Source organism: Chromohalobacter beijerinckii (assembly GCF_023061185.1).
Lineage (GTDB): Bacteria > Pseudomonadota > Gammaproteobacteria > Pseudomonadales > Halomonadaceae > Chromohalobacter > Chromohalobacter beijerinckii.
In genome coordinates this window covers 134,816-161,743 of sequence record NZ_JAKGAK010000002.1, presented here as the reverse complement: position 1 = coordinate 161,743, position 26,928 = coordinate 134,816, and the positions used below count along the sequence as shown (strand labels likewise).

Below are 26,928 nucleotides of genomic sequence, written 5' to 3'. Positions count from 1 at the left end.
CATGAAGAAGGATGACGCCATGTTCCAACTCACGCGCAGCGTCACCTGGCGCGCTCTCGAACGTCTCCACCGCGAGACCGCCAATGATCGCATCAGTGATTATTTCGCCGCCGACCCCAAGCGTTTCGACAAGATGAGCCTGCGCGTCGGCGGTTTGTTCCTGGATTACTCCAAGCACCACGTCTCGGATGCCGTGCTCGCCAAACTGATCGAGCTCGCCGATCACTCGGCGCTGGTCCAGCGTCGCGCGCAGATGTTCTCAGGCGATATCATCAACGTCACCGAAGATCGCCCTGTCCTGCATACTGCCCTACGTCATTTGGGCGATGAGCCGGTCTATGCTGATGGCAAGGATGTCATGCCCGAGATCCAGAGCACGCGCGAGCAGATCAAGCGCTTCTCGGAAGAAGTACGCAGCGGCGAGTGGAAGGGCTACAGCGGCGAGCGAATCAAGGACGTGGTCAACATTGGCATCGGCGGCTCGGACCTGGGGCCCAACATGGCCTGCCGCGCGCTGCTCAAGCACCGTCACGGCGAACTCAACTTTCACTTTGTCTCCAACGTCGACGGCGCACACATCCAGAAAGTGCTCAGAGCACTCGACCCCGCGACCACGCTGTTCATCGTCTCGACCAAGACCTTTTCTACCCAGGAAACGCTGCTCAACGCCAAGACCGCGCGACGCTGGTTCCTCGACAATGCCGGCGAAGATGCCGATGTTGGTGCGCATTTCATCGCTGCCTCGACCAACCGCAAGGCCGCGATGGAATTCGGTATCCGCGAGGAAAACGTCTTCGAATTCTGGGCCTGGGTCGGCGGGCGATACTCGATGTGGTCGTCGATCGGACTGCCCATCGCGTTGTCCATCGGCTTCGAAGGATTCATGGAACTCCTCGAAGGTGCCTACGAGATGGATCAGCACTTCATCGAGGCACCGTTCGAGCAGAACATGCCGGTACTCATGGCGTTGATCGGCATCTGGTACATCAATTTCATCGGCGCCGAGACGCATGCCATCGTGCCCTACGACCAGGCCTTGCATCAGCTACCGTCGTTCCTTCAGCAGCTCGACATGGAATCCAACGGCAAGTCGGTGGATATCTTCGGCCAGCCGGTAAATTACAAGACCGGCCCCATCGTCTGGGGGCAGACGGGGTCCAACGGCCAGCATGCGTTCTTTCAACTGCTGCACCAGGGTACGCGCTACGTGCCCATCGACTTCATCGCCTCGCTCAAGCCCGAGCCGGAATTCGAGGATCACCACTTCGCCCTGCTCACCAACATGCTGGCGCAGGCCAACGCCTTCATGGAAGGCAGCCAGGACGGCAGCCAGCTCGATCCCTACAGCTGCCCTGGCAACCGCCCCTCGAGCACACTGCTGCTCGATGAATTGACGCCCAAGAACCTTGGCGCACTGATCGCGCTGTACGAACACAAGGTATTTGTCCAGGGGGTGATCTGGAACATCAACTCCTTCGATCAATGGGGCGTACAGCTCGGCAAGCGTATCGCCGGCGAGATCAGCGAGCGCATCGACACCAACGTCGGGGACTTCGATGCCTCGACCCAAGGCCTGCTGTCGCTGGTCCGCGAGCACTTTCCTGCATCGGCGCCGAACGGCAAGGCATCGGACAACAACAAGAAATCACGGGGAAAGACGTCATGACACCGCTCATTGCCTTCGGCGAGGCACTCGTCGACATGCTGTCAAATCGACTGGATGGTGCCACCGACGACATCCCCGAAACCTTCACGCCCTATGCGGGCGGCGCGCCGGCCAATGTCGCTGTGGCCTGTGCCCGCCTGGGGATGACGAGCCGTTTCCTGGGCATGCTCGGCGAGGATCGCTTCGGCGACTTTATCGTCGAGGAACTCGCGCGTCATGGCGTTTCGGTCGAGGACGTTCGCCGCACGCGCGAGGCGCGCACGGCCCTGGCATTCGTCTCGCGCGACGCCCAGGGCGAGCGGCGTTTCGACTTCTACCGACCACCCGCGGCGGACCTGCTTTATCGTCTCGAGCATTTGCCCGCGGGCATCTTCGCCGAGCCGGCGATCCTGCACCTGTGCAGCAACAGCCTCACCGATGACGCAATCGCCGAGACCACACTAAGCATCGCCGACATCGCTCGGCGCGGCGGTGCCTTGATCAGCGTCGATGCCAACCTACGCCACAATCTTTGGCCCGATAATCGCGTCGATATTGGCCGTGTCACCGCCCTGCTCGACCATGCACACCTGCTCAAACTATCCCGCGAGGAGCTTGATCTGCTGCGCGGCGATCACGACGCCGATACCTGGTTGCAGTGGCGTCTGGCCGCTGGCGTGCGCCTGATCGTGATCACCGATGGGCCAGCCCCGGTCGTCGTGCATCGGCTTGGCAAGGTCATTCATGTCACACCGCCCGAAGTGACGGCCATAGACACCACCGCCGGAGGCGACGCCTTCGTCGGCGGCCTGCTGGCGCAACTAGCCGAGGCCGATGTCACCGCCGCCACGCTCGGCGACTGGTGCCAAGACGAGACCCGTTTGCGAGATGCCATTCAGCATGCCTGCCGCTGCGGGGCCTTCGCCGTGACGCGCCCCGGCGCTTACACGGCGCTGCCCACCCGCGACGACCTCGACACCATGCGCTAAAACAGGCCGAGCACCCGACTCGGACACTCAAAGCAAGACGTTGAACTGCTTCAGCCATTCGGGGTGCGCTGGCCAGGCCGGGGCCGAGACCAACCGACCACAGGTCACTGCTTGATCCGCCGCGAGCTCGACGAATTCGCCGCCCGCCAAGCGCACCTCCGGCGCACAGGCAGGATAGGCGGAGACACGTCGTCCGCTTAGCGATACTGCAGCGGCGAGCAACTGCGCGCCGTGACAGATCGCGGCAACGGGCTTGTCGGCTTCCATGAAATGACGCACCAACGCCAGTACCCGCTCATCGAGACGTAGATATTCGGGGGCGCGTCCACCCGGCACCACCAGCGCGTCGTAGCCGGAAGCGTCGATATCGGCGAAACTAGCATTCAGGCTGAAGTGATGGCCGGGCTTTTCGGAATAGGTCTGGTCGCCCTCGAAGTCGTGAATCGCCGTCTTGATACTGTCGCCCTTTTTCTTGTCCGGGCACACGGCTTCGACGCTGTGCCCCATCGCCTGCAACGCTTGAAACGGCACCATGATTTCGTAGTCTTCGACGAAATCCCCGGCGATCAACAGTATGCTGGCCATGCGTCAGCCTCCTGAAAGGGAAGAGAAAAGTGATACCATGCCGCTACTTTCAGCGTAGCGCCTGACGCGGCGCATCGCACGCGAAAGCCTGTCACGCCCTGCTCCCCCATCCATTGCCGGCTGCATTCATCGCCACATGCTCAAAGCCCAACGGCGGAGGAACCCATGCCTGGATTATCGCGCCTAGTGATGCAGGTGCTGGTGGTGGTCCTGAGCGGCCTGGCCGGCGCTGCCAACGCCCAGAACACGCCTATCCCTTTCAGCGCCACTTATCACCTGAGCCTCGACGGCTGGCCGGATGCCGATATCCAGCATCGCTTGAGCCACCTTGGCGGGAACGACTGGCAGAGCGAAATGCATGCCAGCGTGCTCACCGCCGAGGGCTACGAACGCGGCAAATTCCGCCTCCAGGATGAGGACGTGCAAGCCTGGCACTATGCCAGCGGCTATTCGTTGCTCGGCCTCGGGGAACGTTATCACCTCTCGGCACGCGATCTCACCGACCTGCCCGATCGCCAGAGCACCTTGTTCCAGCTGTCCCGTGAGCTGGACGACGTTCCCTGTCAGGATGACAAATCCACGCCATGCGAACTGACGTATGCCGACCACAAGGGACATACCGAGCATTTCGCTTATCGCGTCGCGGCACCACAAACGCTCGAGGTCCCGGCCGGCGAGTTCGAAGTACGCTGGATCGATGGATGGAATCCTGAAAAGCCCGACCGCCGCCTACGCCTGGCCTTTTCATCGACCACACCCGGCTTGCTGATCAGCGTGGAATACTACCGCGACGGCGAGCTGACGAGTCATATGGTGTTGACCGAACTGCAACGCGATGAAAAGCGCTAACCGCCCATAAGCAAAAGCTTTTGCATGCTCCCCCCGGCTCACATAGAGTGGCCGCTTCCGAGACGACTTACACTACCCAGGAGCGGGCATGCTGGCCGGATTGCTGTTGATCTTGTTGCCCTTGATCGTGGGCTATCTCATCCCGATTCGTCATCGCGGCGCTCTGGCCCTGATCGAGCGCGGCGTGAACGCTTCGGTCTACGTCATCCTGTTCTTGATGGGCGTCAGTCTCGCCGGCCTCGAGGACCTGCTGGGCCAGCTCTCGCGCATGAGCGGCCAGGCCGCGACCTTGTTCGCGATCATCACCCCGCTCAACTTGCTGGCGTTGGCCTGGCTGTCACGCCGCAGCCGCCTGCGTGCCGGTGAGTCGCCGCGCGTCGCCAACGCACCGACCAGCACCGGCTCAGCATTGCTCGGGTCGCTGTCGCTCGCTGGCGTGGTCGTACTGGGGACGATGTTCGGCGTGGGGGCCAGCCATTGGGACGCCAGGGCGGTACATGCCTGGGCGGAGCCGCTCGCCGAATGGACGCTTTACCTGCTACTAGCTCTGATCGGCTGCCAATTGCGCAACTCGGGCATGCCGCTCAAACAAATCCTGCTCAATCGCCATGGTCTGGTCATCGCGATTAGTGTGGCGCTCAGCTCTCTGCTGGGGGGCTTGCTGGCCGCCCCGTTGCTCGATCTACGCTGGAATGAAGGCCTCGCCATGGCCGCCGGTTTTGGCTGGTATTCACTCTCCGGCATACTCATCGGCGACCAGCTCGGCCCCGTGCTTGGCGGCGTGGCCTTCTTCAACGATCTCGCACGGGAACTGTTCGCCTTCCTGCTCATTCCCCTGGTCATCCATCGCGCCACACCACTGGCCATCGGTTATGGCGGCGCCACGTCCATGGACTTCACCCTGCCCGTCATTCAGCAGCACGGTGGCGTGGCCTGCGTGCCCATCGCCATCGTCAACGGCTTCTTGCTATCGCTACTCTCGCCGCCGTTGATCCTGCTCTTGCTATCTTTCTGACGCCGCTTGCGACCATGGCCCAACAGTCATGTCCAGACGAGGATGCTAATCTCCGAAAACGTTACCGCTAACATTGCGGCATAACATAACAAGGAGATGGGGACACACATGCCGCGTCGTTCATCGGGTCGCGTCACGCTTCAGGATATCGCCGAACGCGTCGGCGTCAGCAAAGTCACGGTCTCGCGTTGCCTGCGCGAGCCGCAGCGCGTCTCCGAAACGGTGAGACTGCGCGTCGAAGAAGCCATCGACGTGCTGGATTACATCCCCAACCGCCAAGCCGGAGCGCTTTCCAGCGGACGCAGCCTGAGCGTGGCATTGCTGGTGCCATCGATCTCCAATTCGGTATTCTCCGAGGTCCAGCGGGGCGTCGATGAAGGGCTCCGCGAGGCCGGCTATCAGGTGCTCATGGGCCACACCGGGTACTCGATCCTCGAGGAGGAGCGGCTGATCGATACCTTCCTCGCCTACGGCGTCGACGGCTTCGTGCTCTCCAGCACCCGACACACCGACTACGCCCAACGCCTTCTGAATCGTGCGCGTCTGCCGGTGGTGGAAACCATGGAGCTAACCGATAACCCGCTCGACATCAACGTCGGCCTCGATCAACGCGTGGCGGGGCGTGCTATCGGGGAGGCCTTGATCGCTGCCGGCTATCGGCGCATCGGATTCTGCGGCGCACGACTCGATTACCGAGTGCAGCAGCGGCTGGCCGGCTGGGAAGATGCCTTGAAAGCGGCGGGGCTTTCGACGCAACGCTGCCAAACGACACCGCGCCCCTCGTCCTATCGCCTTGGCGGGGAACTGCTTTCAGCCATGCTCGAACGCTGGCCGGACATGGATGCCGTGTTCTGTTGTAACGATGATTTGGCGGCCGGGGCCTTGTTCGAATGTCAGCGGCGGCGTCTCGATGTGCCCGGGCAGTTGGCCTTGGCGGGCTTCAACGGCCTCGACATCACCGATGCCACCTGGCCGACGCTTACCACCGTCATCACGCCTCGTCGCGCCATTGGCGAACAGGCCGCGCGCCTGATCGTCGAGCGCTTGCAGGGAGCCCCGCGCAATCCTTCTCGCCATGACATGGGCTTCGAGATCGCTCTGCGTCAAAGTACCTGACAACACGCCTCGCTCACGAGGCGTGCTGGGTACCGCGCTGCGACACACCCTGCACGCTGAGAGCAACGACATCGTCCAACGACGCATCGATGTTAACGGTAACCGCTTCGTCTTTTCCCGGTGACTCGAGTGTGGCCAGTTGACTATCGAGCATGGCCTCCCCCTTGAAGAAGTGATCCTGACGCGCCTTCAGACGCTCCAGCAGCACCTCGCGCGTACCGGCTAGATGCACGAAGCACAGCGCATCATCGCCGCCACGCAACAAGTCACGATACTCGCGCTTGAGCGCCGAACAGCCAATCACCACGGTTTCCCGGTTATCGCGCCCTTCCCGCACCAACTCGGACAAACGCGTCAGCCAGCCGGCACGATCCTCATCGTTGAGCGGTTCCCCGCGCGACATCTTGGCCACGCTGGTCGCCGAATGATAAGTATCACCGTCGATAAAACGCCCATCGAGCGCTTCGGCCAAACGTTCACCGACCGACGTCTTACCGCAGCCCGACACACCCATGACGATGATCCGCTGCGGATTGCTCGTCGATTCGTCCATATTCATCTTTCCTCGTTTCTCTATTCGCCTTTCGGAGCATTGTTGCGCACGGAATGTTACCGGTAACATGCATTTTCCTAAATCCGACGCCAAGGCACAACGCGACCATCGCCGCATCCCCCTCGTTGCCGGTCGCGCCTCCAATAGAGGTTTCGTTCACATGGATAACGCCACCACCCTGCTTCTTTCCGCGCTGGGCGGCATCATATTGCTGTTGTATCTGGTCATGCGACTGCGCCTGCATGCCTTCGTCGCGCTGTTGACCGTCAGCCTGATCGTCGGCCTCACCACGGGCATGGATCTCGATGCCATTCTTCAATCCGTGCAGGACGGCATGGGGGGAACGCTCGGCTTCGTCGCGACCGTGGTCGGTCTTGGCGCGATGTTTGGCAAAATGCTGGAAGTCTCCGGCGGGGTCGATCGCCTGGCCAGCACGTTGCTCAATCGCTTCGGGGAAAACCGCTCGCAATGGGCCATGGGGGTCACCGGTTTTCTGGTGGCGATTCCGGTGTTCCTGGATGTCGCCTTCATCATTCTGGTGCCGCTAATCTATGCCCTGACCCGCCGCACCGGGCGCTCCCTACTCTACTATGGTATCCCGCTCCTCGCCGGGCTTGCAGTTACCCATTCGTTCATTCCCCCGACACCGGGGCCGATTGCCGTGGCGGAGCTGATCGGCGCCGACCTGGGCTATGTCATCCTCTTCGGGGCCATGGCGGGCCTGCCGGCCATGATCATCGCGGGGCCAATCTTCGGGCGTTATATCGCCAAGCATATCGACGCGGGCATTCCTGACTACATGGAGCTGCCCAAAGACGAGATCGATAGCACTGGGTTGCCGAGCTTCAAGCTGATCCTCGCCATCATTCTGCTGCCGCTGGTGCTGATCGTGCTCAACACCGTCTCCGGCGCAGTGCTGGCCGACGACAATCCAATCGTCACCACCCTGGCGTTCGTGGGTCATCCTTTCGTGGCGCTGACGCTGGCAACACTGCTGTCGTTCGTCTTTTTGGGTACGCGCCGTGGCATGAGCCGCGAGAATGTCATGGAAGTCGCCACCAAGGCGCTCGAACCGGCCGGCATCATCATTCTCGTCACCGGTGCCGGTGGCGTCTTCAAGCAGATGCTTATCGATTCCGGTGTTGGTGATGTCATGGGCCAGATGATGGCCGATAGTGCCCTACCGCCGATTCTGCTCGCCTTCTTGATTTCCACCGCCGTGCGCGTGGTTCAAGGCTCCGCCACTGTTGCAATGATCACCGCCGCCGGACTGATGGCGCCCTTGATCTCCACGCTAGGACTGGAAGGTCCAGTGCTTGGCTTGATCGTGATCGCCATCGCCTCCGGCGCCACGGTACTCAGTCACGTCAACGACTCTGGGTTCTGGCTGGTCAACCGTTACTTCGGCCTGACCGAGGCACAGACCCTGAAGAGCTGGACGGTGATGGAAACCCTGATCGGGCTGGTGGGGCTTGCCGTCGCGTTGATCATCGGGCTGTTCGTGTAACCTCCGCGCGCGCAACGCATAAAAACGCAGAAGGGGCCTTGGTGGCCCCTTCTGCGTTTGCATATCGCGGTTTTATCTTCCCGTTGCGCGCATCTCGATCGTACCCAGGACTACAGCTTGATCGCGTTCTCGATACTGTCCAGGCGACGTTGCGCCAGCGCTTCGCCTAACGCCTTGCCGCGATAACCTTCCTCGAGCAACGTGCGCGGTTCGATCTCGCTCGCTACCCCCCAGGCAACCTCGACGAGCCTGCCCAAGTCCGGGGCTTCCAGCGCCAGATAACGTTGCAGCGTCGCGATGCGTTCGGACCGCCGCCAGGCATCGATGGCATCGAACCAGGCCATCACGTCAGCACCCGTCAGCCCGGCATCATCGTACTTCTGCCGCAACGCCCGGGTACGTGCTACCTGACGGGCCAGGTCGCGCCACGCATTGGGCACGCGCAGACGCTCGCACAAGGCCTCACGCACATCGTCGGCCAGTGCTTCGAGCAACCGTGCCCAACGCCACATCGCAGGATCATCGCTGGCAGGCAGTGTCGCCATGGCTTGTTCACCAAGGTCGAGAGCAGCGTCGGCATTCAGTTCCGGCATCCATACGGCCAGGGCCCCGCACTCTTGCAGTGCCCGGAAGTAGGCGATGGGACGCGGCTCAGCCAGCGCTTTGACGGTCTCCTGCCAGACACGCTCGGCGACGAGGTGACCGATTTCGCCGCTGTCGCATAGTCGACGCATCAGGCGCTTCGTGTCATCGGCGATAACGAAGCCCAGATCCCGGTAGCGCGCCCAAAAGCGCGCCGTGCGCAGCACACGCAAGGGGTCTTCGACGAACGCTTCGGAGACATGACGCAGCACGCGCGCGTCGAGATCCCGCGCGCCCTGGAAAGGATCGACCAGATGTCCCTCAGGGTCTTCCGCCATGGCGTTGATGGTCAGGTCACGGCGCGCCAGATCTTCCTCGAGGGTCACCTCGGGGCTGGCGTGAACCACGAACCCAGTATAGCCGTGGCCCTGTTTGCGCTCGGTACGCGCCAGGGCGTACTCCTCATGGGTCACCGGGTGCAGGAAGACCGGAAAGTCGCGCCCCACCGGAATGAATCCCCGCGCAGTGAGTTCTTTCGGCGTGGCGCCGACCACCACCCAGTCTTCATCGGTGACTGGCCAACCCAGACGCGCATCGCGCACCGCCCCGCCTACTCGGTAGACGACGAAGCCTTCGAGCACATCGCGAGGCGCGTTCATCGGCTCAGCTCTCGACCTGCTCGGGATGACGCGCCGCCCAGTCGGTGAAGCCACCGTCCAGACTATAGACATCGCTAAAGCCCTGGGCTGCCAGCCAGGTAGCCGCCTGCTGGCTGGAATGGCCGTGATAGCAGACAACCACCATGGGGCGTTCACGCGGTGCGCGCTCGAACAATTCCGCCACGCTGGCGTTATCGAGGTGATGGCTGCCGGGAATATGCCCTTGCGAATAACTCAACGGGTCGCGGATATCGACCAGCGTCAGCTCATGGGCACTCTCGAGCCATTGGGCCAACGTGGTCGGGGCAAGATGAGTAAAGCTTTTCTCGTGGGACATGGGAATGCTCCTTGGCAGAGTCGGGATCAACGCCGCGGATGGGCCGGCTCGACGTAGCGTTCACCGCTTTCCAGGTCAACCGCGGTCAGCTCGCTACCCCACACGCAGCCGGTGTCCAGCGCCAGGGCACGCACGCGCGCGTCGGGGGTCATGCCCTGAAGCGCCGCCCAGTGACCAAAGACGATACGCGGATCGTCATGACGCGTATAGGTGAACCAAGGCGCGAAACCTTCTGGCGCGCTATCCAACCCTTCCTTGGCATCGAAGTCGAGTGTGCCGTCGGCGGCGATGAAACGCATGCGCGTGAAGGTATTGACGATCACCCGAAGGCGCTCGATTCCCTCAAGGTCGTCCGTCCAGCGCGCCGGCGAATTGCCATACATCGACGCCAGGAAATCGCTCACCGCATCGCCACGCAACACCGCCTCGGCCTCGGCGGCGTAGGTGCTTGCTTGCTTCAACGACCAATGCGGCGGCAATCCGGCATGCACCATGACGGCGTCGAGCGAGGCATCATGCACCAGCAGCGGCTGGCGACGCAGCCAGTCGAGAAGCTCGTCGCGATCATCGGCCTCGAGAATCGGTTGCAGCGTATCGGAACGTTTGAGGGGCGCATCGGCCCAGGCCGCCGCCAGCAAATGCAAATCGTGGTTGCCCAGCACGACCCGGGCGCTGTCACCCAGCGCCTTCACGGCGCGCAGGCAATCGAGCGATCCCGGTCCACGGTTGACCAGGTCGCCTACTAGCCACAGGCGATCACGTCGTGGATCGAAGGCGATCCGTTCGAGCAACGCCGCGAACTCCGCATAGCAGCCCTGCAAGTCGCCGATGGCGTACGTCGACATATTTCTCCCGACCATACTCAGTGTATCTGGTTAGGCCCCGCAAGACGGAAAGCCGCGATGGGGACCTCGAAGGCGCGCTGCTCGGTCGTGTCCAGACAGGTGTAGCTACCTTCCATGACGCCCACCGGACCATCGAGCACCGCGCGGCTGGTATAACGAAAGCGCTGACCGGGGCCGATCAATGGCTGTTGCCCGACCACCCCTTTGCCGCGCACTTCCTGCACCTTGCCGCTGCTCTGAGTAATCTGCCAATAACGTGCCAGCAGCTGGATCGAGCGCATCGAGCGATTGTGCACGGTAATCGTGTAACTGAAGACATAACGCTGTTCGGCGGGGGCGGACTCACTTGCCTGATAGGCAGGCTCGACCTCCACCTGTATATCGGCGGCCACTTCACTCATGGCGTCGCTCCCGCGACATGGTTGGCAATACGCACCAGTTCTCCGACGTGCAGTGTCTGCGGGCGGCGCCCTGCATCTATCTCCAACACGTCCCAGGCCGCGTCATCGAGACGCCCCTTGAAGTTGTTACGCAGCGTCTTGCGACGTTGGCCAAAGGCTTCGCGCACGATCTCGCCAAACAACGCTTCGTCATGCGCGACATGCGGCGGCTCGGCGTGCGGTACCAGGCGCACGATCGCCGATTCGACCTTGGGACGCGGCGTAAAGGCTTCTGGTGGCACCACGAACAAATTGTCCACCTGGCAATAATACTGCGTCATCACCGACAGGCGTCCCCATGCCGAGCTGCCCGGTGTCGCCGCCAGACGCTCGACGACCTCCCTTTGCAGCATGAAATGCATGTCAGAGATAACGTCGCGCGCCGTTAACAGATGGAAGATCAGCGGCGTGGAGATGTTGTAAGGCAGGTTGCCGATAACTCGTAGCGGCTTGCCGGGCGTTTCCCCTTCCGCAGCGAGCGCGGCGAAATCGAACTTGAGCGCATCCCCTTCGTGGATGGCGAACGCCGGATAATTGAAGAACTGCACGCGCAGCCCCGGAATCAAGTCACGATCCAGCTCGATAACCTCCAGCGCGCCAGCGGCATCCAACAAGGGTTCCGTCAACGCGCCTTGCCCGGGGCCGATTTCAATCAAGCGCTGTTCGGACCTCGGCGCGATGGCATGCACGATGCGCGCGATAACGCCGGGATCACGCAAGAAGTTCTGGCCGAAGCGTTTACGGGCCTGGTGGGCCGGGGGATGACTGGACATGGACGTGGCATATTCCTTGGGGCAATCGGGCATTCATTCAGGTGCGACATGGCCGCTGCAGGCCATCCTGGCGGCGACGTCGAGCGCCACCCGCAAGCTACCGGCGTCTGCCTGGCCACTCGCGGCCAAGTCGAGCGCCGTACCGTGATCGACCGAGGTGCGAATCAATGGCAGCCCCAGCGTCACGTTGGCGGCTTCGCCGAAACCGGCATATTTCAGTACCGGCAAGCCCTGATCGTGATACATGGCGAGCACGGCATCGGCGTTTTTAAGGTGATGTGGCGTGAACAACGTGTCGGCGGGCAAGGGACCGACGAGATCCAGCCCTTCCCGGCGCAGCTCAGCCAGCGCCGGCGCGATGATATCACGCTCTTCGACGCCCAGATGCCCCTCCTCGCCGGCATGCGGATTGAGACCGCATACCAGGATGCGCGGCCGCGCGATGCCGAAGTGGCGACGTAGATCCGCGTCCAGAATCGTTGTCACGCGACGTAAACTCTCGGCATCAATGGCATCGGCCACCGCGCGTAGAGGGAGATGCGTCGTCGCCAGCGCCACGCGTAAGGGTGGCTCGGTGCGCTCGGTGGCCAGCATCATCACCACCTCTTCGACGCCACAGGCATCGCGGAGGTATTCAGTGTGACCGGTAAAACCCGGATAGCCGCCCTCGATGATCGCGCCCTTGTGCAAGGGTGCGGTGACCATGGCATCGGCATGACCATCACAGCATGCCGCTATAGCGACATCCAGCGTTTCGAGCACATAGGCGGCGTTGGCGGGATCGAGCCGACCGGCCTCGCAGGGGGCTCGCAGCCGCACCGGCCACACCGGCAAGACACCGTCACGCGGCGCAGGTACCGGCGCTCCGTCGGCCAGCGGGACGATGCGCACCGCCAACGCCAAGCGTGCGGCGCGCTCGGCCAACAATTCGGGATCGCCGATGGCGACGAGGCGCGTCTCGTGATCCTGCCAGGCCGCCGCCAGTGCCAGCGTCAAATCCGGGCCGATTCCCGCCGGCTCGCCGGTGGTCAATGCCAGCACCGGAGAAGACGTCATCACTGCTGGCCGTCTTCCAGGCGGTTATCGATATACGCGCCGGAACGGATTTCTTGCGTCCAGGCTTCGAGTTCGTCGTTCACCTTGCGCTGGAACAGGGTCTGACGGACTTGCTCGCGCTGGGCATCACGCGTCACATCTTTCTGACGACGATCTTCAAGCTCGATCACATGATAGCCAAAGCGCGAACGCACCGGCTGAGACAGCTCGCCGACGTCCATGTCGCTTACGGCATCCTCGAACGCCGGCACCATTTGCCCGGGACGCACCCAGCCCAACTCACCGCCATCGAGGGCGCTACCATCGTCGTCGCTGTACTGCTGCGCCAGCTCGGCAAAGCTCTCGCCCCCCGCGATCCGCTGACGAATGTCCTCGGCCAGTGCCTCGGCCTGTTCGTCGTTACGATTCGGGTTGGTGCCAATCAGAATATGACGCACTTGGTTCTCGGTAATCACCGTCTTTTGTTCGCCCTGGCCACCACGCGTCTCGATGCGCTTGACCAAGTGGAAACCGCTAGGGCTACGTACCGGCTCGCTGACTTCGCCGTCGGCGAGTTGGGGCACCACATCGGCAAAGATCGTTGGCAACTGGTCACCACGGCGCCAACCCAGATCACCACCGGAAAGCGCCTGTTCGCCATCGGAATCCGCCGTGGCGAGTTGCTGGAAGTCGGCGCCATCTTGTAGCCGGCGATACAGATCGCGGGCCTCGGCCTGCGCCTGCTCGACCTGCTCAGGCGTGGGCGACTCGGGTAGCGAGACGAGAATGTGCGCCAGATGATAAGCCGTATTGGAAGATTCACCTTGCTGCTCGAGGTAGCGATCCACTTCACGATCGGTAACGTTGACGCGGCTGGCCACCTGGCTCTGCTGCACTTGGCGCAGCAGCATTTCGCGGCGTACTTGTTCGCGTACCGCCGCCAACGACATGCCGTCTGCCTCAAGCGAGTCGGCGAACTCATCCAGTGACATGTCATTATTCTCGGCAATATCGCGCACGGCGGCATTGAGCTGCGTATCGTCGATGCTCACATTGGCGCGATCAGCCATCTGCAGCTGGATCTGCTCGACAATCATGCGGTCGAGCACCTGGCGGCGCAGGTCTTCCTTGTCCGGCACGGGCACATTGCGGCTGGCCATCTGCTGACTTACCTGGGCAACGCGATCCTCGAGCTGGCTCTGCATGATCGCATCCTTGTTGACGACCGCCACGATGCGATCCAGCGGCTGGGGCTGTGCCAGCGCCACCAGTGGCGTCAACACCATCAGTAGCATGAAGCCCAGGGAGGCGAACGATCTCAAGCGCATGAAGTCCTCTCTACGTTACTGTCTTGTCGCCGGTGCATGCCTGAACCGGCGGTGAATAGATGCCAGTGTGGCTTAGAAGGTAGTCGCCCGATAACCGGGGATGGCTTCCTCGAAGTAACTATCGGCTTCCTGGCCAACGCCACCCAAGCCCTTGAACACGAAGCGCAGGAACAGTCCGCGATCCGTGTAGTCGTCATCGATGGTATTGGCAGTGTCATTGTCTTCGACCCACTCGCGCCAGACGAGTTGTACCGCGGAGCAACAGTCGTTGAACTGGACACCCGCCAATTGCTCCAGGGCGCGGTCGTTGGTGTTGTCATACAAGAAACGACCTATCAAATCCAGACTCGGCGTCGCTTGGTACGCGAAGGACACATCGTAATCCTCGCGATTGTAGCCCAGACGATCCTCGGCATCGTCCTGCGGCTGGAACCCTTCGAGTTGCCAATTGTAGCCAAGGTTCAATACGTGGCCGGCGGGATCCTGATACTGCAGATACGCCGAGGCTTTCTCGGTCATGCTCCGATCGGGATCGTAGAACCAGGAATAGCGGCTACGCCAGCGTTCGGTCATCTGCCACTCCAACTCCGTGATTACCGGCGAACGGTCCCGCGTGGCGTTGTACCAGTCCTGATAATTGCGCTCGCGGTCCGGCAATGTGTCGGGGTCGCCGTTCATGTCGATGTTGCGATCGGAGAAGTAACTGCTCTGCCCCACCGAAAGCGACAGGCGTTCGCGTCCGGTGTCGTCTTCCAAAAAGCGAGTGGACGCGCCATAGGACAGTTTGTTGACATCGCCCAGGCGGTCGGCGCCGGAAAAGCGGTAAGGCGACCACAGTTGCCCCCAGGAGACGGCACGCTCGCTGGTGTCGAAGTCGGGGAGGTCGCTCTGGTCACGTTCAGGCACATAGGCGTAATAGAGTCGCGGCTCCAGGGTCTGGCGCCAATCGGTGCCGAACAGTGAGGCATCGCGCTCGAAGATCAGCCCTGAATCCATCGACAACACCGGTGCCACCAAGGAAGGATCCTCGTCGCGGTCGGTTTGCCGATTACCGTAATCGAGTTGATAGCTCGACTGCCAAAGCTGCGCGCGGGGCTCGAAAAACCCCCAACTGGGATCGGCGCGCCACCCCAGCGCCGGCGTCAAGTGCACGCGTGAGCCATTGGCGGCCTCACGCAGCGGAATTCTACGCCGGTTACCGGTTTCCTCATCCGTCCAGACCCCCTGGCTGTCGACACCATGGAGATCGCGCCAGAAGTAGGTCGCGTTGGAATTCCACTCCTGGTAGAAGCCGCTGTCCTGGCTCCAGCGGGCATCCGCGCTCAGGCTGGGCAGCCGATAGAATGGCTTGTCATCCTCATCGAGCGGGTAGTCGAGCTTTTGATAACCTTGGGCACGCGCATCGAGGCGCCAGGTATCGCCGCGATACGTCATGCGCGCCAGACGCGCCAGGTGGTCGGTATCCTGCTCGGCGAAATTGCGGCCGAAATCATCGAAGTAGCGCCCGTCGCTCGCCGCACCATAGGCCAGTTGATAATCCAACTGCGACGAGAAGCGTCCCGCATGTTGATAATCGATGTACCAGCGCGCCTCGTCCTCGAAGGCGTCATCGGGATCGTTGGGGTTGTCGCTTGCGCCGCCCCGGTCGCTGGCCAAATAGGCCCCTTCGACCGTCCCTTGATCGTTACCGAACAAGTAACGAAACTCACCGCCCAGCATGGCACCATGCTCACTCATCCAGCGCGGTGATAAAGTGGCATCGTAATTGGGCGCCAAGTTGAGATAGTAGGGCTGGGTGTAGTCGAGTCCATCGCCCGAAAAGCCCAGCGTCGGCCATAGAAAACCGCTCTGCCGACGGTCGTCGATGGGGAAGCGCACCCATGGCCAGTAGAATACCGGCACGTCACCCATCTCCAAGCGTGCATTGGTCGCGGTACCGAAGCCCTCTTCACGATCCAGAGTCACGTCGCTGCCCACCATGCGCCACAGGCGACTACCCGGTTCACAGGTGGTGAAGCTGGCATCGTCGAGGCGATAGCGGCCGTCGGCCAGGCGTTGAAGTTCAATGGCGTCGCCACGCAAGCGCTGATCGTGGATGACGTAATGTGCATTGTCGATTTGGGCGGCGTCGCTATCCAGCGCCATGCTGGCATCGCCGCCGCGCACCAGCAGCCCTGGATTGCGAACTGCCGTCGGACCCTCGGCGAAAGCGCGATCGCGCGCGGCGTTGACACGCACGCGCGGCGATTCGAGTTGCGTCTCGCCACGCCGCAGTGCTACCTCACCGGACAGCATGGTACCGCCATCGTCACCATAGGCCGCTTCAGCCGAATCCGTGCGGATCTGCTGAGGCGTATCGCCAGCGGGCAACTGATAGCCCGGCTCGACGTAGCGTCCGCTACACAATGCGCCTTGCGGCGCGCTATCGCCCCAAGGCTGCCAGTCCAGCTGCTGCGCGGGCAGGGGAGCGGGAGGCGCCGCGTGGGCAGCGGCGGTCATCAAGCCTGAGAGGGCAGTCCAGAAGAATCGCTTGCCCATGGTCCTCTGTGTCCTTGCCGAGTGGAATCGGTATTATACAGCCCCTGTCGCGTGCGTCTGCCTTGCGAAGACACACCAAGTGCGGCGCGCAGACGTATCACGCGGCGCCATGAGCGTCGGCGATGCGCGACGAGTGAAGGACGCGCCAGGGAATCGACGCCCAGCATGCGGCGGCGAACCAGGCCCGTCAACACGCAACCCACGAGGAGCCTGCATGAACGAGCGCTCGGAAACCCTGCAACGCTGGATCGCCCGGCAACACGCCCTGCCCTTCGACGCCTGTCCGTTGGACGACGTCGCCGGCGATGCCAGCTTCCGCCATTACTACCGTTTCCGTCTGCCCGACGGGACCCAGCGCGTACTGATGGATGCTCCACCCGAGCACGAGAACAGCCAAGCGTTCGTGGACATCGCCCGCGCCTGGCGCGCGGCTCGGCTACCGGTTCCTGCCCTGTATGCCGTCGATCTCGAGGCCGGCTTCGTCGAGCTCGAAGACCTGGGCGACGACGTCATGCATCATCACTTGGGAGACGATGCCGATGCCCGCACCTGGTTCGAACGTGCCTTGCATCTGCTGGAACGCCTGCAACGCCAGGCGCCCTGCGACGACCTGCCCGAGTATGACCACGCCCTGCTAGCGCGTGAGCTGGATCTTTTCCCCGAGTGGTGCCTCACGAAGCTGCTCGAGATTCCCGTACCGCCCAGTTGGCCCGCTCTGCGCGAGTCACTCATCGACAGCGCCCTCGCCCAGCCCCGGGTCGCCGTCCACCGCGACTTCGATGCCATGAACCTGATGCTGCACGAGGACGCCCTGTGGCTAATCGACTTCCAGGATGCCGTCAAAGGGCCGATCAGCTACGACCTGGTATCGCTGCTACGCGGACGCTATCGCCTGTGGTCACAGGTGCACATGGCCGACTTCATCGAGAATTTCCGCCAACGCGCGCAGGAGGATGGGCGACTGCCGCCCATCGACGCCGACACCTTTCATCACCAGGTCGAGGCCATGGGCGTGCAGCGCTCGCTCAAGGTGCTGGGGATTTTCTGCCGCCTGACACTGCGCGATGCCAAGCCACGCTATCTGGAGCGGCTGCCGCACTTTTTGGCACATCTACGGCAAGGGCTCGCGGCAGTGCCCGCGTACGGTGAATTTCTCACCTGGATAGACACCACCTTCACCCCCGCGCTGTGCCGCGAACTCGACCGCCGGGGCATCGACCATCCCCTGGAGGAACGTATTTCATGAAGGCCATGATCCTCGCCGCGGGCCTGGGGAAACGGATGCGCCCCCTTACTGATCATTGTCCCAAGCCGCTGCTGACGGTCGCCGACAAGCCATTGATCGTGCACCATCTTGAGCGGCTGGCGGCAGCGGGCATCACCGACGTCGTGATCAACGTCAGCTACCGCGCCGAGCAGATCGTCGAGGCGCTCGGCGACGGCCAACGCTTCGGTGTATCGCTCGCCTTCAGCCACGAGACGACGCCCCTCGAGACGGCAGGCGGCATTCGTCACGCGCTCCCCTTGCTGGGCGACGCGCCCTTTCTACTCATCAACGGCGACGTCTGGTGCGATGTCGCTCTAGAAACGCTTCCCGAGCTAAAGGGCGACCTCGCACATCTGATACTGGTCGACAATCCCGACCATCACGCCGAGGGCGACTTTGCCCTCGACGACGCGGGGCGCGTGCGGCTCGAAAGCACACCCCGGCTGACCTACGCGGGGCTGGCGATACTCAACCCCGCGCTCGTCGCCTCACTGCCTGACGACTCGCCCGCAAAGCTGGCGCCCCTGCTCCGTGAGGCGATCATGGCGGGACGTACCGGCGGCACTCATCATCGCGGTGGCTGGGTGGATGTTGGCACCCCCGAGCGCCTCGAGGCGCTGGACGCCCATCTGCGCGGCATTTGAGTTCGGCCGCAGGCATCCCCACATTGAGTGAATGACCATGGCGGCGCTCGCGGCGAGAGGCGACACAGACTCGCCAATCCCGTTACCATGCAACGTTTTCAGGCCACGCTCCAGACGCGTGGCACACGCAGACAGATGAGGAATCCCAGCCCATGAAAGCCAGCATCAAGTGGACCGATGGCCGTCAGTTCATCGCCGAGGCCGGCAGCGGCCACAGTGTGGTTCTCGATGGCAACCCCGAGCACGGCGGTCGCAACACCGGTGCACGTCCCATGGAAATGATGCTCATGGGCCTGGGCGGCTGCACCTCGTTCGACGTCATGCAGATTCTCGAAAAGGCGCGTGCCTCCGTGACCGACTGCGTGGCGAGCGTCGAGGCTGAACGTGCCGAGGGTACTCCCTCTGTGTTCACCAAGATCCATGTGCATTTCAAGGTGACGGGGCACGGCCTCAAGGAGTCCCAGGTCAAGCGCGCGGTGGAACTCTCCGCCGACAAGTATTGCAGCGCGTCCATCATGCTCGCGCGCGGCGGCGTCGAGATGACGCACTCCTACGAGATCGCCGACGCCGAGGCATGAAGCACTCAGTGCAGCTCGTGCTTGGCGAAATGGTGAGCATGGCGGCGTGGAAGATTTTGCAATCGACAGATGCGCCGGTCACGGTGGATGTGCATAATACGCGCCTTCCTGTATACGCATCTGCTCGGGTTCCGGCGCCTGTTCGTCGGGTTCAGTACCAACCTGCCAATTGGGAGGCTCGGACGTGACCGATAATCTCCGACTCCACGGGTTCAACAACCTGACCAGCTCGCTGAGCTTCAATATCTATGATATCTGCTATGCCAAGACGGAAGAGCAGCGCAAAGCTTACATCGATTACATCGACGAGCTTTACAACGCCGAACGCCTGACACAGATACTCAAGGACGTCACCAATATCATCGGTGCGCATGTGCTCAACATCTCGCGCCAGGATTACGAGCCACACGGTGCCAGCGTGACCATCCTCATCGCCGAGCACGAACTCGATGAGCACGATCCCGAGCATATCGAGCCGGGCCCGGGGCCGTTACCCGAAACCGTACTCGGGCATCTCGACAAGAGTCACGTCACGGTGCATACCTATCCGGAATCGCATCCGGACAACGGCATTAGCACCTTTCGACTGGACATCGACGTGTCCACCTGCGGCATGATCAGCCCACTCAAGGCGCTGAACTATCTTATCCATAGTTTCGATTCCGACATCGTGACCACGGATTATCGCGTGCGCGGCTTCACACGCGACGTCGACGGCCGCAAGCTGTTCATCGACCATGACATCACGTCCATCCAGGACTACCTGGCGGAAGATACCAAGCGTGCTTATCAGATGGTCGACGTCAACGTCTATCAGGAAAACATGTTCCATACCAAGATGTTGCTGAAAGACTTCGAACTCGACAACTATCTGTTCGGCAGCACGCGCCGCGACCTGACCTTCGAGGAAGCCCGCAACATCGAGGACCGCCTGCGCAAGGAAATGCTGGAGATTTTCTACTCGCGCAACCTCGACTGACCTACCGTTTCGCGGCTCAGCCCTGAGCCGTCAGTTTGAAGCTGAAAGAAAAGCGCCCCCACCTTGGCCTGGCCAGGATGGGGGCGCTTTTTGGACTTCTTCTAGCGTCCGGCTTCGCGCTTATAGCTACAATGCACTTATAGCTTATAAACCGATCGGGTCATCACCTGCGACATCATCCGCATGCCGAACTTGAGAGGAGCAGGAAAGCGCGAGCCACCCGCCTCCAGCGCCCAACGTTCGTGGTGCGCCTCGTCGGTGCGCACCTGCTCGAGTATCGCTCGCGAGCGGCGATCGCCCACCGGCAGTTTGTGCATGTGATCATCGAGATGGCGGCCGACTTGTTCTTCGGTGGCAGCGACGAATCCCAGGCTGATGTTGTCACCCAGCTTGCCGGCCAACGCACCCATGCCGAAAGACGCTGCGTAGAACGCCGGATTGAGATAGCTGGTCCGGTCATTGAGCTCGCGCAGGCGTTCATCGCACCAGGCAAGATGATCGATTTCCTCGGCCGCCGCCCGCTCCATTTGATCGCGCGTCTCATGCAGCTTGGCGGTTGCCCCCTGGCCCTGATAGAGCGCCTGAGCGCACACCTCGCCGGTATGATTGATGCGCATCAGCCCCGCAGCATGGCGACGCTCGGCGTCGGTCATTTCGGCATCCTGCGTGCCCACGGCGGGGTTGGCACGTGAGGCGCTGGCGGCGTGCGGTACCAGCGTGCGCAGGATGGTATCGAACTGCTGGATCAAGTTATCGGTGCGGGATAGCTGACGGGACATGTAGGAGTCTCCATGCAACGAAGCGGAGTGTAAAACGCGGCCATCGTGAAACCGGGCCACTCGAGATGCGAGCGGCCCGGTAGCATCGATGCGTCCATCGCTGGGAAGAAACGCGCAAGATGCTGGCGCGTTACGGTCAGCCCGCTGGCCAAGTGAAGCGACGACCGCCCATCAAATGCATATGCACATGATAGACCGACTGGCCGCCATGGTCATTGCAATTCATCACCACGCGATAACCGTCCTCGGCAAAACCCAGCTCCCGCGCCAAACGTGCAGCGGTATGCTGTAACCGCCCGATCAACGCTAGATCCCCTTCTTCGATATCGTTGAGCGTGGCAATGTGTTTCTTGGGAATGATCAGGATATGCGTAGGCGCCTGAGGATTGACATCGTGAAACGCCAATACGTGATCATCCTCGTAGGCGATATCCGGCTCGATATCGCGATCGACCATCTTGCAGAACAGACAATCCATGAGCCTTCCTCTTCGTGTCGATGTAGAAACAGCTGGCCAGGCCTCATCTGAAAAGCTGACGAGCGATGATCAGACAAGGCAAAAATTGGCGAAAAAACGGAGTTTACACGTAGTAAATGAGTCTTTTGAGCCTATTTTTAACACCGTATGATCGAGCGCAGGCGCTTTTCAGAGAGTGCCTAGCGGAAGCGGCGCTGATCCAATAACTGCGTCACCAGCGGCGCCAGAATCAAATCCATTGCCAACGACATGCGCGCGCCCGGTACGACCAAGGTATGTGGGCGCGTCATGAAGGAGTCGCGAATCATGGTCAGTAGATACGGAAAATCCACCGAATGCGGGTCGCGAAAGCGAATCACCACCATGGACTCGGCATCGGTGGGAATGTCCTGCACCTCAAAAGGGTTAGACGTATCCACCGTCGGCACACGCTGAAAGTTGATGTGGCTACGCGAGAACTGCGGCTGTATATAGCGCACATAATCGTGCATGCGCCCCAGGATGGTATCGATCACCGACTCCTGAGAATGGCCACGCAGATTGGTGTCACGGTGAATCTTCTGGATCCACTCGAGATTCATCGTCGGCGCTACGCCGACCAGTAGATCGACATGCTTGGCGATATCGTATTCATGCGTCACCAGCCCACCATGCAGACCTTCGTAGAATAGCAGGTCGGTGCCGCCGGGCACCGGCTCCCACTCGGTGAACGTACCCACCTGATAACCGGCCTCGATATGCTGCTTGTCCTCGGCATGGATGTAATGACGATGCATGCCCATGCCTAGATCGCCATATTCCTGAAACAGGCCCTCGAGGCGATCGAGCAGATTGGCTTCCACCGCAAAATGCGAAAGTTCGGACTTGCGGCTGGGCTCCTCCTCGAAGATGCGCGCCAGCTCATCGCGTGTGTAGCGATGAAAGGCATCGCCGTCGACAAACGCCGCATGAATGTCCTCGCGCGCGAACATACGCTCGAATGTCCGCTTGACGGTCGTGGTGCCGGCGCCAGAGGAACCGGTTACCGCGATGATCGGGTACTCACGCGACATGGCGCATCTCTCCGATTCGCGAAGCTCTCGACACTCGGCGCATGCTGGCCGCGCGCTCGGCGGCACTGCTCAATCGTACAGCTTCCATGTCGTGTACCCTGCTCGTCGCTTATCGTTGGTAGAGCGGCATACCGAACGCCTCATGCGTTGGCGTCATCGCGCTCACGGGCCACCGCGCGATGGGCGATGTCACGGCGATACAATGCCTCTTGCCAGTCGATCGCCGCCACCCCTTCGTAGGCATGCTCGCGCGCCACCGTGACGCGTGCTCCCAAGGCCGTGACACATAGTACGCGGCCACCACTAGTCACGACCCGCCCATCGTCGCGCAAGGCAGTACCGGCGTGGAACACCTTGCAGCCCACGGCCTCGGCGCCGTCCAGGCCTTCGATGACATCGCCCTTGCGATAATCGCCGGGATAGCCGCCAGCCGCCATGACCACGCCTACTGCCGCGCGAGTGTCCCAATCGCATTGCTGGGCCGCGAGCTGCCCTTGGGTCGCTGCCAGGCACAGCGCCACCAGGTCCGACTTCAAGCGCAACAGAATGGGCTGGGTTTCCGGGTCGCCGAACCGGCAGTTGTACTCGATCACCTTGGGCGCGCCTTGTGGCGAAATCATCAGCCCGGCATACAGAAAACCGGTATAGGGCCGTCCTTCGGCCGCCATGCCACGTACGGTTGGCAGGATGACCTCATCCATGATGCGCTGCTCGACCGCCGGAGTGACGACAGGCGCCGGCGAATAGGCGCCCATGCCGCCGGTATTGGGGCCAGTATCGCCATCGCCAGCACGCTTGTGGTCCTGACTGGTGGCCATGGGGAGCACATGTTCACCATCCACCATGACGATGAAGCTAGCCTCCTCGCCTTCTAGAAATTCTTCGATCACTACCCGCGCGCCGGCATCGCCGAAGGCATTACCGGCTAGAATGTCACGCACCGCCGCGTCGGCTTCCTCCAGCGTCATGGCCACGATCACTCCCTTGCCGGCGGCAAGCCCGTCGGCCTTGATGACGATCGGAGCGCCCTGCTCGCGCACATAGGCCAGCGCCGGTTCAACGTCGCTGAAGGTGGCGTAGTCCGCGGTGGGGATCGCATGGCGGGCGAGAAAATCCTTGGCAAAGGCCTTGGAACCTTCCAATTGGGCAGCGGCCTGGGTCGGACCGAAGATCGCCAGCTCCGCCGCCCGGAAACGGTCGACCACACCCTCGACCAGCGGCGCTTCAGGGCCCACGATGGTCAACTCCACGCCGTTGTCATGCGCGAAGGCCTCCAGCCCCGACAAATCGTTGGCGGCGATATCCACGTTGGTGAGTTTCGACTCGCGCGCGGTGCCGGCGTTGCCCGGCGCCACGAAGACGGCATCGACCCGTGGGGATTGGGCCGCCTTCCAGGCGAGTGCGTGCTCGCGGCCACCGCCGCCGATGATCAAAACCTTCATCTGGATAAGACCTTATGGAGCTATGACGAAAAAGATCGAACCATTATGGCAGAAAGCGTGCGCCACGACAGAGCGAGGTGTCAGCGTTCCGGCATATCATCGTCGGGCGCCTGATGCTGATGCATCATGCGCTGCCAGAAACGCAGATTTTCTTCAGCCAGCTCCTGCATAGTCTCCACTGGCGAGTGGCGAATCGCCTGCTGCCACTGATCCTGCATGTGGCGTTGCTGCTCGAGCATCAGTTGCGTGCCTTGTTCGAGATAACGGGCCAACGGCAAAGACTGCCCCATGGCATAAATGCGAATCAATTGTTCGAGCAAGGCATTGGAGAAGACATCGGCATCGTTGTCGTTGCGCTGCTCCTGCTCGGTGATGATCGACAGCAGGATGGGGCGAGTCAGATCTTCACCGCTCTTGGCGTCTTCGACGCGAAACGGGACTTCATCGAGCACCAGACGACGCAAATCCTCCAACGTCACATAGTGACTCTGCTGAGTATCGTAGAGACGACGATTGGCATATTTGCGTATCACGCGCACGGCGCAGTCCTTACTGAGGCTTTCATTGCATTGTGCACCGACATTCGAGCAGCGCAAGCTACCCACGACATCACAAAGGCACGATAGTAGACTACGCGCGCCATTCGCGGAGCTTTCATGAACCTCATCCTCTTCGACGACAACGACCGCCTCGATACCCAGCGCATGCATCTGCGCGACCCCGTACGCCTACGCCACCTGCGCGACATACACCGCGCCGTGCCTGGCGACGAACTGAGCGTGGGGCTGGTCGGCGGCGCGCTGGGGCGCGGAAGGCTACAATCACTGGATGACACGGGCGCGATCTTCACGGTCACTTTGGATCGCGAACCCCCTGCACCGCTACCGGTCCACCTACTGTTGGCGCTGCCGCGTCCACGCATGCTGGCTCGCACGCTTGAGCACGTCACCGCGCTGGGGGTGAAACAGCTTACCCTGCTGCATACCCGGCGCGTCGAAAAAAGCTACTGGCAGTCGCCGGAACTTACTTCCGAAAAGATCCACCATCACCTAATCCTCGGGCTCGAGCAGGCACGCGACACGCACCTGCCATGCGTGACATTCGAGCCGCGTTTCAAACCCTTCATCGAAGATCGCTTACCCGCGCAGTTGAGTGGACGGCGCGCGCTGATCGCTCATCCCGGCATGGCCGAAACCTGCCCGCGCGGCCTCGACGAACCCGTCACGTTGGCTGTCGGCCCCGAAGGTGGCTTCGTGCCTTACGAAGTCGAACGCTTCTCGGCCCTCGGCTTCGAAGGTGTACATCTGGGCGAGCGTATCCTGCGCGTCGAAACCGCCGTGACCGCCCTGCTCGCACGACTGTTCTAAAACGTTTCCTGGTGACGCGGTCGCCACACCGCCGCGCCATGCCAGACGGCCCAGTCGCTAACTCTCTTCGGTTTGCTTATTCGCGGCCGGGACCTTAAACTACGGCCAATACTGTCGATATGCAGTGGTAAATCACGACGACGCCGCGCCAAGGATAATAAGAGGTACTCAGGAGATGGCCCTATTCCGTTCGCCGCACCATCATGAAGCCGTGCTCGACGCCATTCACCGCGCCATGGCCGTCATCGAGTTCTCGCCCGAGGGCCGCATTCTCTCTGCCAATGCCAACTTCCTCGATGCCACCGGATATCGTGCCGATGACCTGATCGGCCAGCATCATCGTCGCCTTTGCGCACCCGAGCTGGCCGCGAGCCACGAGTATGCAGCCTTCTGGGAGCGACTGCGGCAAGGCGAATTCATCGCCGGGCGCTTCAAGCGCCGGACCCACGATGGTCAGCCTCTCTGGCTGGAAGCCTCGTACAATCCGATCTGTGACCGCCACGGAAAGGTGATCCGCGTGGTCAAGACAGCGACCGATATCACCGCGCGAGTGCGCGACGAACAGGACATGAAAAGTCGCCTCAACGCCCTCGACCGGGCCATGGCGATCATCGAGTTCACGCCGGACGGGCACATCCTGACCGCCAACGACAATTTCCTGAACACGGTGGGCTACACGCTCGACGACATCCGCGGGGCCCATCACCGGATCTTCTGCGCGCAAGACTACGCCGCCAGCCAGGAGTATCGCGATTTCTGGACCCACCTGAATGCCGGTGAATTCATGTCGGGGCAGTTCAAGCGTGTCGACAAGCAGGGCCGCCCTCTATGGTTCGAAGCGAGTTACAACCCGGTTTTCGATCCCGATGGCCATCTTTACAAGGTGGTCAAGTTCGCCACCGACATTACCGACCGTGTGACGCGCGAGAACGAAAGCGCTCAAATGGCCTATCGCATCTCCTCGACAACCGAAGCGTCGGCGAACGACGGCTCGCGCATCATCAACGACACCGTCACCGAAATCCGCCGTATCGCCGATCAGGTCGCCAGTACCTCGCAACAGCTCGCCACGTTGGAACAACGCTCAGACGACATCACCACGGTGATCGAAAGCATTCACGAGATAGCCGAGCAGACCAACCTGCTGGCGCTCAACGCTGCCATCGAAGCTGCCCGCGCCGGCGAACATGGCCGTGGCTTCTCGGTGGTATCCCATGAAGTTCGTCAGTTATCGATACGTACCTCGCAAGCCACCCGCGATATCACCGCCACCATCGCTAGCCTGCGTGACCTTACCCAGGAAGTGAACGGTGGCATGCAGGCCTGCCTGGGCAGTGTGGAGAACGGCGTGCGCATGGCTGGAGAAGCCGGACAAGCCATCGACAAGATTCGCGCCGGGGCCAATGATGTGGTCAGCGCCATTCAGCACGTCGCCTCGTCTCTCCCGCAGATCGAAGCCGACAGCGATTCCGCCACGCCCTCGCGTGTCATGAGTACTGCCCACGTCTGACACTAGCGGCGCAGGCCTGATGACGATGCGCTCACG

Annotated in this window: 27 protein-coding genes; 12 read left to right on the top strand and 15 right to left on the bottom strand. The window is 61.7% G+C overall.

Features of this window, described 5'->3' with window-relative positions:
- The first annotated feature begins 19 nt into the window (after nt 1-19).
- Nucleotides 20-1,666: a glucose-6-phosphate isomerase gene (gene pgi / locus L1075_RS02835; RefSeq protein ID WP_246939713.1), complete on the top strand. Its 1,647-nt coding sequence runs from the start codon at nt 20-22 to the stop codon at nt 1,664-1,666.
- Nucleotides 1,663-2,634, top strand: coding sequence for a carbohydrate kinase family protein (locus tag L1075_RS02830; protein WP_040244454.1), 972 nt, complete (start codon nt 1,663-1,665; stop codon nt 2,632-2,634). Before pgi ends, L1075_RS02830 begins: the two co-directional genes overlap by 4 nt.
- Before the next feature lie 27 nt (nt 2,635-2,661).
- Here the strand turns inward: L1075_RS02830 and L1075_RS02825 are convergent, their stop codons facing one another.
- Nucleotides 2,662-3,219, bottom strand: coding sequence for a DJ-1/PfpI family protein (locus L1075_RS02825; protein WP_040244455.1), 558 nt, complete (start codon nt 3,217-3,219; stop codon nt 2,662-2,664).
- A 165-nt stretch (nt 3,220-3,384) separates the two neighbouring features.
- On the opposite strand from L1075_RS02825, the gene L1075_RS02820 reads away from it, so the two are divergent.
- From L1075_RS02820 to L1075_RS02810, 3 genes are all read left to right on the top strand, one after another.
- Nucleotides 3,385-4,068: a hypothetical protein gene (locus L1075_RS02820; RefSeq protein ID WP_246894313.1), complete on the top strand. Its 684-nt coding sequence runs from the start codon at nt 3,385-3,387 to the stop codon at nt 4,066-4,068.
- Nucleotides 4,069-4,156: 88 nt separating this feature from the next.
- Complete coding sequence (locus L1075_RS02815; protein WP_246939710.1) at nt 4,157-5,083, top strand: LysO family transporter; 927 nt, start codon at nt 4,157-4,159, stop codon at nt 5,081-5,083.
- A gap of 108 nt (nt 5,084-5,191) precedes the next feature.
- Nucleotides 5,192-6,199: a LacI family DNA-binding transcriptional regulator gene (locus L1075_RS02810; RefSeq protein ID WP_246939707.1), complete on the top strand. Its 1,008-nt coding sequence runs from the start codon at nt 5,192-5,194 to the stop codon at nt 6,197-6,199.
- A 13-nt stretch (nt 6,200-6,212) separates the two neighbouring features.
- On the opposite strand, the gene L1075_RS02805 is transcribed toward L1075_RS02810, so the two are convergent.
- Nucleotides 6,213-6,752, bottom strand: coding sequence for a gluconokinase (locus tag L1075_RS02805; RefSeq protein ID WP_246939704.1), 540 nt, complete (start codon nt 6,750-6,752; stop codon nt 6,213-6,215).
- Between the two features lie 160 nt (nt 6,753-6,912).
- Between L1075_RS02805 and L1075_RS02800 the strand changes: the two genes are divergently transcribed.
- Entirely contained in the window at nt 6,913-8,259 is a 1,347-nt protein-coding gene (locus L1075_RS02800) for a GntT/GntP/DsdX family permease (protein WP_246939701.1), read from the top strand.
- 110 nt (nt 8,260-8,369) lie between these two features.
- On the opposite strand, the gene L1075_RS02795 is transcribed toward L1075_RS02800, so the two are convergent.
- The 8 genes from L1075_RS02795 to L1075_RS02760 form a co-directional block, all read right to left on the bottom strand.
- Nucleotides 8,370-9,500, bottom strand: a complete 1,131-nt coding sequence (locus tag L1075_RS02795; RefSeq protein ID WP_040244461.1) for a tRNA nucleotidyltransferase/poly(A) polymerase-related protein — start codon at nt 9,498-9,500, stop codon at nt 8,370-8,372.
- Nucleotides 9,501-9,504: 4 nt separating this feature from the next.
- A complete protein-coding gene (gene glpE, locus L1075_RS02790; protein WP_040244462.1) occupies nt 9,505-9,837 on the bottom strand; it encodes a thiosulfate sulfurtransferase GlpE in 333 nt (110 codons plus the stop codon).
- 26 nt (nt 9,838-9,863) lie between these two features.
- The gene (locus L1075_RS02785; protein ID WP_040244464.1) at nt 9,864-10,682 is read right to left on the bottom strand and encodes a symmetrical bis(5'-nucleosyl)-tetraphosphatase; all 819 of its coding nucleotides are present in this window, start codon (nt 10,680-10,682) and stop codon (nt 9,864-9,866) included.
- Nucleotides 10,683-10,699: 17 nt separating this feature from the next.
- Complete coding sequence (gene apaG, locus L1075_RS02780) at nt 10,700-11,083, bottom strand: Co2+/Mg2+ efflux protein ApaG (RefSeq protein ID WP_040244466.1); 384 nt, start codon at nt 11,081-11,083, stop codon at nt 10,700-10,702.
- Nucleotides 11,080-11,895, bottom strand: a complete 816-nt coding sequence (gene rsmA / locus L1075_RS02775) for a 16S rRNA (adenine(1518)-N(6)/adenine(1519)-N(6))-dimethyltransferase RsmA (RefSeq protein ID WP_040244468.1) — start codon at nt 11,893-11,895, stop codon at nt 11,080-11,082. The genes apaG and rsmA overlap by 4 nt, the downstream gene beginning before the upstream one ends.
- Before the next feature lie 33 nt (nt 11,896-11,928).
- Nucleotides 11,929-12,951, bottom strand: coding sequence for a 4-hydroxythreonine-4-phosphate dehydrogenase PdxA (gene pdxA, locus L1075_RS02770; RefSeq protein ID WP_246939698.1), 1,023 nt, complete (start codon nt 12,949-12,951; stop codon nt 11,929-11,931).
- Entirely contained in the window at nt 12,951-14,258 is a 1,308-nt protein-coding gene (locus tag L1075_RS02765) for a peptidylprolyl isomerase (RefSeq protein WP_246939695.1), read from the bottom strand. Before L1075_RS02765 ends, pdxA begins: the two co-directional genes overlap by 1 nt.
- A 72-nt stretch (nt 14,259-14,330) precedes the next feature.
- Entirely contained in the window at nt 14,331-16,796 is a 2,466-nt protein-coding gene (locus L1075_RS02760; RefSeq protein ID WP_246894323.1) for an LPS-assembly protein LptD, read from the bottom strand.
- A gap of 214 nt (nt 16,797-17,010) precedes the next feature.
- On the opposite strand from L1075_RS02760, the gene L1075_RS02755 reads away from it, so the two are divergent.
- From L1075_RS02755 to speD, 4 genes are all read left to right on the top strand, one after another.
- Nucleotides 17,011-18,042 (top strand): aminoglycoside phosphotransferase family protein, encoded by a 1,032-nt coding sequence (locus tag L1075_RS02755; RefSeq protein ID WP_246939692.1) that lies wholly within the window; start codon nt 17,011-17,013, stop codon nt 18,040-18,042.
- On the top strand, nt 18,039-18,707 hold the full coding sequence (gene murU / locus L1075_RS02750; protein ID WP_040244477.1) for an N-acetylmuramate alpha-1-phosphate uridylyltransferase MurU: 669 nt from the start codon (nt 18,039-18,041) through the stop codon (nt 18,705-18,707). Before L1075_RS02755 ends, murU begins: the two co-directional genes overlap by 4 nt.
- 152 nt (nt 18,708-18,859) lie before the next feature.
- The gene (locus L1075_RS02745; RefSeq protein ID WP_040244480.1) at nt 18,860-19,285 is read left to right on the top strand and encodes an OsmC family protein; all 426 of its coding nucleotides are present in this window, start codon (nt 18,860-18,862) and stop codon (nt 19,283-19,285) included.
- 184 nt (nt 19,286-19,469) lie between these two features.
- Nucleotides 19,470-20,264, top strand: coding sequence for an adenosylmethionine decarboxylase (speD, locus tag L1075_RS02740; protein WP_040244482.1), 795 nt, complete (start codon nt 19,470-19,472; stop codon nt 20,262-20,264).
- A gap of 137 nt (nt 20,265-20,401) precedes the next feature.
- Here speD and coq7 read toward each other — a convergent pair whose 3' ends face one another.
- The 5 genes from coq7 to phaR form a co-directional block, all read right to left on the bottom strand.
- Nucleotides 20,402-21,043 carry a 2-polyprenyl-3-methyl-6-methoxy-1,4-benzoquinone monooxygenase gene (coq7, locus tag L1075_RS02735; protein WP_040244485.1) on the bottom strand — a complete coding sequence of 214 codons (642 nt, stop codon included), beginning with the start codon at nt 21,041-21,043 and terminating at the stop codon, nt 20,402-20,404.
- Between the two features lie 136 nt (nt 21,044-21,179).
- Entirely contained in the window at nt 21,180-21,521 is a 342-nt protein-coding gene (locus tag L1075_RS02730) for a histidine triad nucleotide-binding protein (RefSeq protein WP_040244487.1), read from the bottom strand.
- A 179-nt stretch (nt 21,522-21,700) separates the two neighbouring features.
- Entirely contained in the window at nt 21,701-22,573 is an 873-nt protein-coding gene (locus L1075_RS02725) for a phosphoribulokinase (RefSeq protein WP_075370205.1), read from the bottom strand.
- A 140-nt stretch (nt 22,574-22,713) separates the two neighbouring features.
- On the bottom strand, nt 22,714-24,015 hold the full coding sequence (purD, locus tag L1075_RS02720) for a phosphoribosylamine--glycine ligase (protein WP_246939689.1): 1,302 nt from the start codon (nt 24,013-24,015) through the stop codon (nt 22,714-22,716).
- An 80-nt stretch (nt 24,016-24,095) separates the two neighbouring features.
- Nucleotides 24,096-24,554, bottom strand: coding sequence for a polyhydroxyalkanoate synthesis repressor PhaR (gene phaR, locus L1075_RS02715; protein WP_040244492.1), 459 nt, complete (start codon nt 24,552-24,554; stop codon nt 24,096-24,098).
- 117 nt (nt 24,555-24,671) lie between these two features.
- Here phaR and L1075_RS02710 point away from each other — a divergent pair, with 117 nt between their 5' ends.
- Nucleotides 24,672-25,382: a 16S rRNA (uracil(1498)-N(3))-methyltransferase gene (locus L1075_RS02710; protein ID WP_246894328.1), complete on the top strand. Its 711-nt coding sequence runs from the start codon at nt 24,672-24,674 to the stop codon at nt 25,380-25,382.
- 175 nt (nt 25,383-25,557) lie between these two features.
- Entirely contained in the window at nt 25,558-26,892 is a 1,335-nt protein-coding gene (locus L1075_RS02705) for a methyl-accepting chemotaxis protein (RefSeq protein WP_246939686.1), read from the top strand.
- The last annotated feature ends 36 nt before the right edge of the window (nt 26,893-26,928 follow it).

What these genes read in the sequence shown, in the direction of transcription:
- pgi (WP_246939713.1), top strand. Translation starts at nt 20, where the DNA reads ATGTTCCAACTCACGCGCAGCGTCACCTGGCGCGCTCTCGAACGTCTC.
- L1075_RS02830 (WP_040244454.1), top strand. Translation starts at nt 1,663, where the DNA reads ATGACACCGCTCATTGCCTTCGGCGAGGCACTCGTCGACATGCTGTCA.
- L1075_RS02825 (WP_040244455.1), bottom strand. Translation starts at nt 3,219, where the DNA reads ATGGCCAGCATACTGTTGATCGCCGGGGATTTCGTCGAAGACTACGAA.
- L1075_RS02820 (WP_246894313.1), top strand. Translation starts at nt 3,385, where the DNA reads ATGCCTGGATTATCGCGCCTAGTGATGCAGGTGCTGGTGGTGGTCCTG.
- L1075_RS02815 (WP_246939710.1), top strand. Translation starts at nt 4,157, where the DNA reads ATGCTGGCCGGATTGCTGTTGATCTTGTTGCCCTTGATCGTGGGCTAT.
- L1075_RS02810 (WP_246939707.1), top strand. Translation starts at nt 5,192, where the DNA reads ATGCCGCGTCGTTCATCGGGTCGCGTCACGCTTCAGGATATCGCCGAA.
- L1075_RS02805 (WP_246939704.1), bottom strand. Translation starts at nt 6,752, where the DNA reads ATGGACGAATCGACGAGCAATCCGCAGCGGATCATCGTCATGGGTGTG.
- L1075_RS02800 (WP_246939701.1), top strand. Translation starts at nt 6,913, where the DNA reads ATGGATAACGCCACCACCCTGCTTCTTTCCGCGCTGGGCGGCATCATA.
- L1075_RS02795 (WP_040244461.1), bottom strand. Translation starts at nt 9,500, where the DNA reads ATGAACGCGCCTCGCGATGTGCTCGAAGGCTTCGTCGTCTACCGAGTA.
- glpE (WP_040244462.1), bottom strand. Translation starts at nt 9,837, where the DNA reads ATGTCCCACGAGAAAAGCTTTACTCATCTTGCCCCGACCACGTTGGCC.
- L1075_RS02785 (WP_040244464.1), bottom strand. Translation starts at nt 10,682, where the DNA reads ATGTCGACGTACGCCATCGGCGACTTGCAGGGCTGCTATGCGGAGTTC.
- apaG (WP_040244466.1), bottom strand. Translation starts at nt 11,083, where the DNA reads ATGAGTGAAGTGGCCGCCGATATACAGGTGGAGGTCGAGCCTGCCTAT.
- rsmA (WP_040244468.1), bottom strand. Translation starts at nt 11,895, where the DNA reads ATGTCCAGTCATCCCCCGGCCCACCAGGCCCGTAAACGCTTCGGCCAG.
- pdxA (WP_246939698.1), bottom strand. Translation starts at nt 12,951, where the DNA reads ATGACGTCTTCTCCGGTGCTGGCATTGACCACCGGCGAGCCGGCGGGA.
- L1075_RS02765 (WP_246939695.1), bottom strand. Translation starts at nt 14,258, where the DNA reads ATGCGCTTGAGATCGTTCGCCTCCCTGGGCTTCATGCTACTGATGGTG.
- L1075_RS02760 (WP_246894323.1), bottom strand. Translation starts at nt 16,796, where the DNA reads ATGGGCAAGCGATTCTTCTGGACTGCCCTCTCAGGCTTGATGACCGCC.
- L1075_RS02755 (WP_246939692.1), top strand. Translation starts at nt 17,011, where the DNA reads ATGAACGAGCGCTCGGAAACCCTGCAACGCTGGATCGCCCGGCAACAC.
- murU (WP_040244477.1), top strand. Translation starts at nt 18,039, where the DNA reads ATGAAGGCCATGATCCTCGCCGCGGGCCTGGGGAAACGGATGCGCCCC.
- L1075_RS02745 (WP_040244480.1), top strand. Translation starts at nt 18,860, where the DNA reads ATGAAAGCCAGCATCAAGTGGACCGATGGCCGTCAGTTCATCGCCGAG.
- coq7 (WP_040244485.1), bottom strand. Translation starts at nt 21,043, where the DNA reads ATGTCCCGTCAGCTATCCCGCACCGATAACTTGATCCAGCAGTTCGAT.
- L1075_RS02730 (WP_040244487.1), bottom strand. Translation starts at nt 21,521, where the DNA reads ATGGATTGTCTGTTCTGCAAGATGGTCGATCGCGATATCGAGCCGGAT.
- L1075_RS02725 (WP_075370205.1), bottom strand. Translation starts at nt 22,573, where the DNA reads ATGTCGCGTGAGTACCCGATCATCGCGGTAACCGGTTCCTCTGGCGCC.
- purD (WP_246939689.1), bottom strand. Translation starts at nt 24,015, where the DNA reads ATGAAGGTTTTGATCATCGGCGGCGGTGGCCGCGAGCACGCACTCGCC.
- L1075_RS02710 (WP_246894328.1), top strand. Translation starts at nt 24,672, where the DNA reads ATGAACCTCATCCTCTTCGACGACAACGACCGCCTCGATACCCAGCGC.
- L1075_RS02705 (WP_246939686.1), top strand. Translation starts at nt 25,558, where the DNA reads ATGGCCCTATTCCGTTCGCCGCACCATCATGAAGCCGTGCTCGACGCC.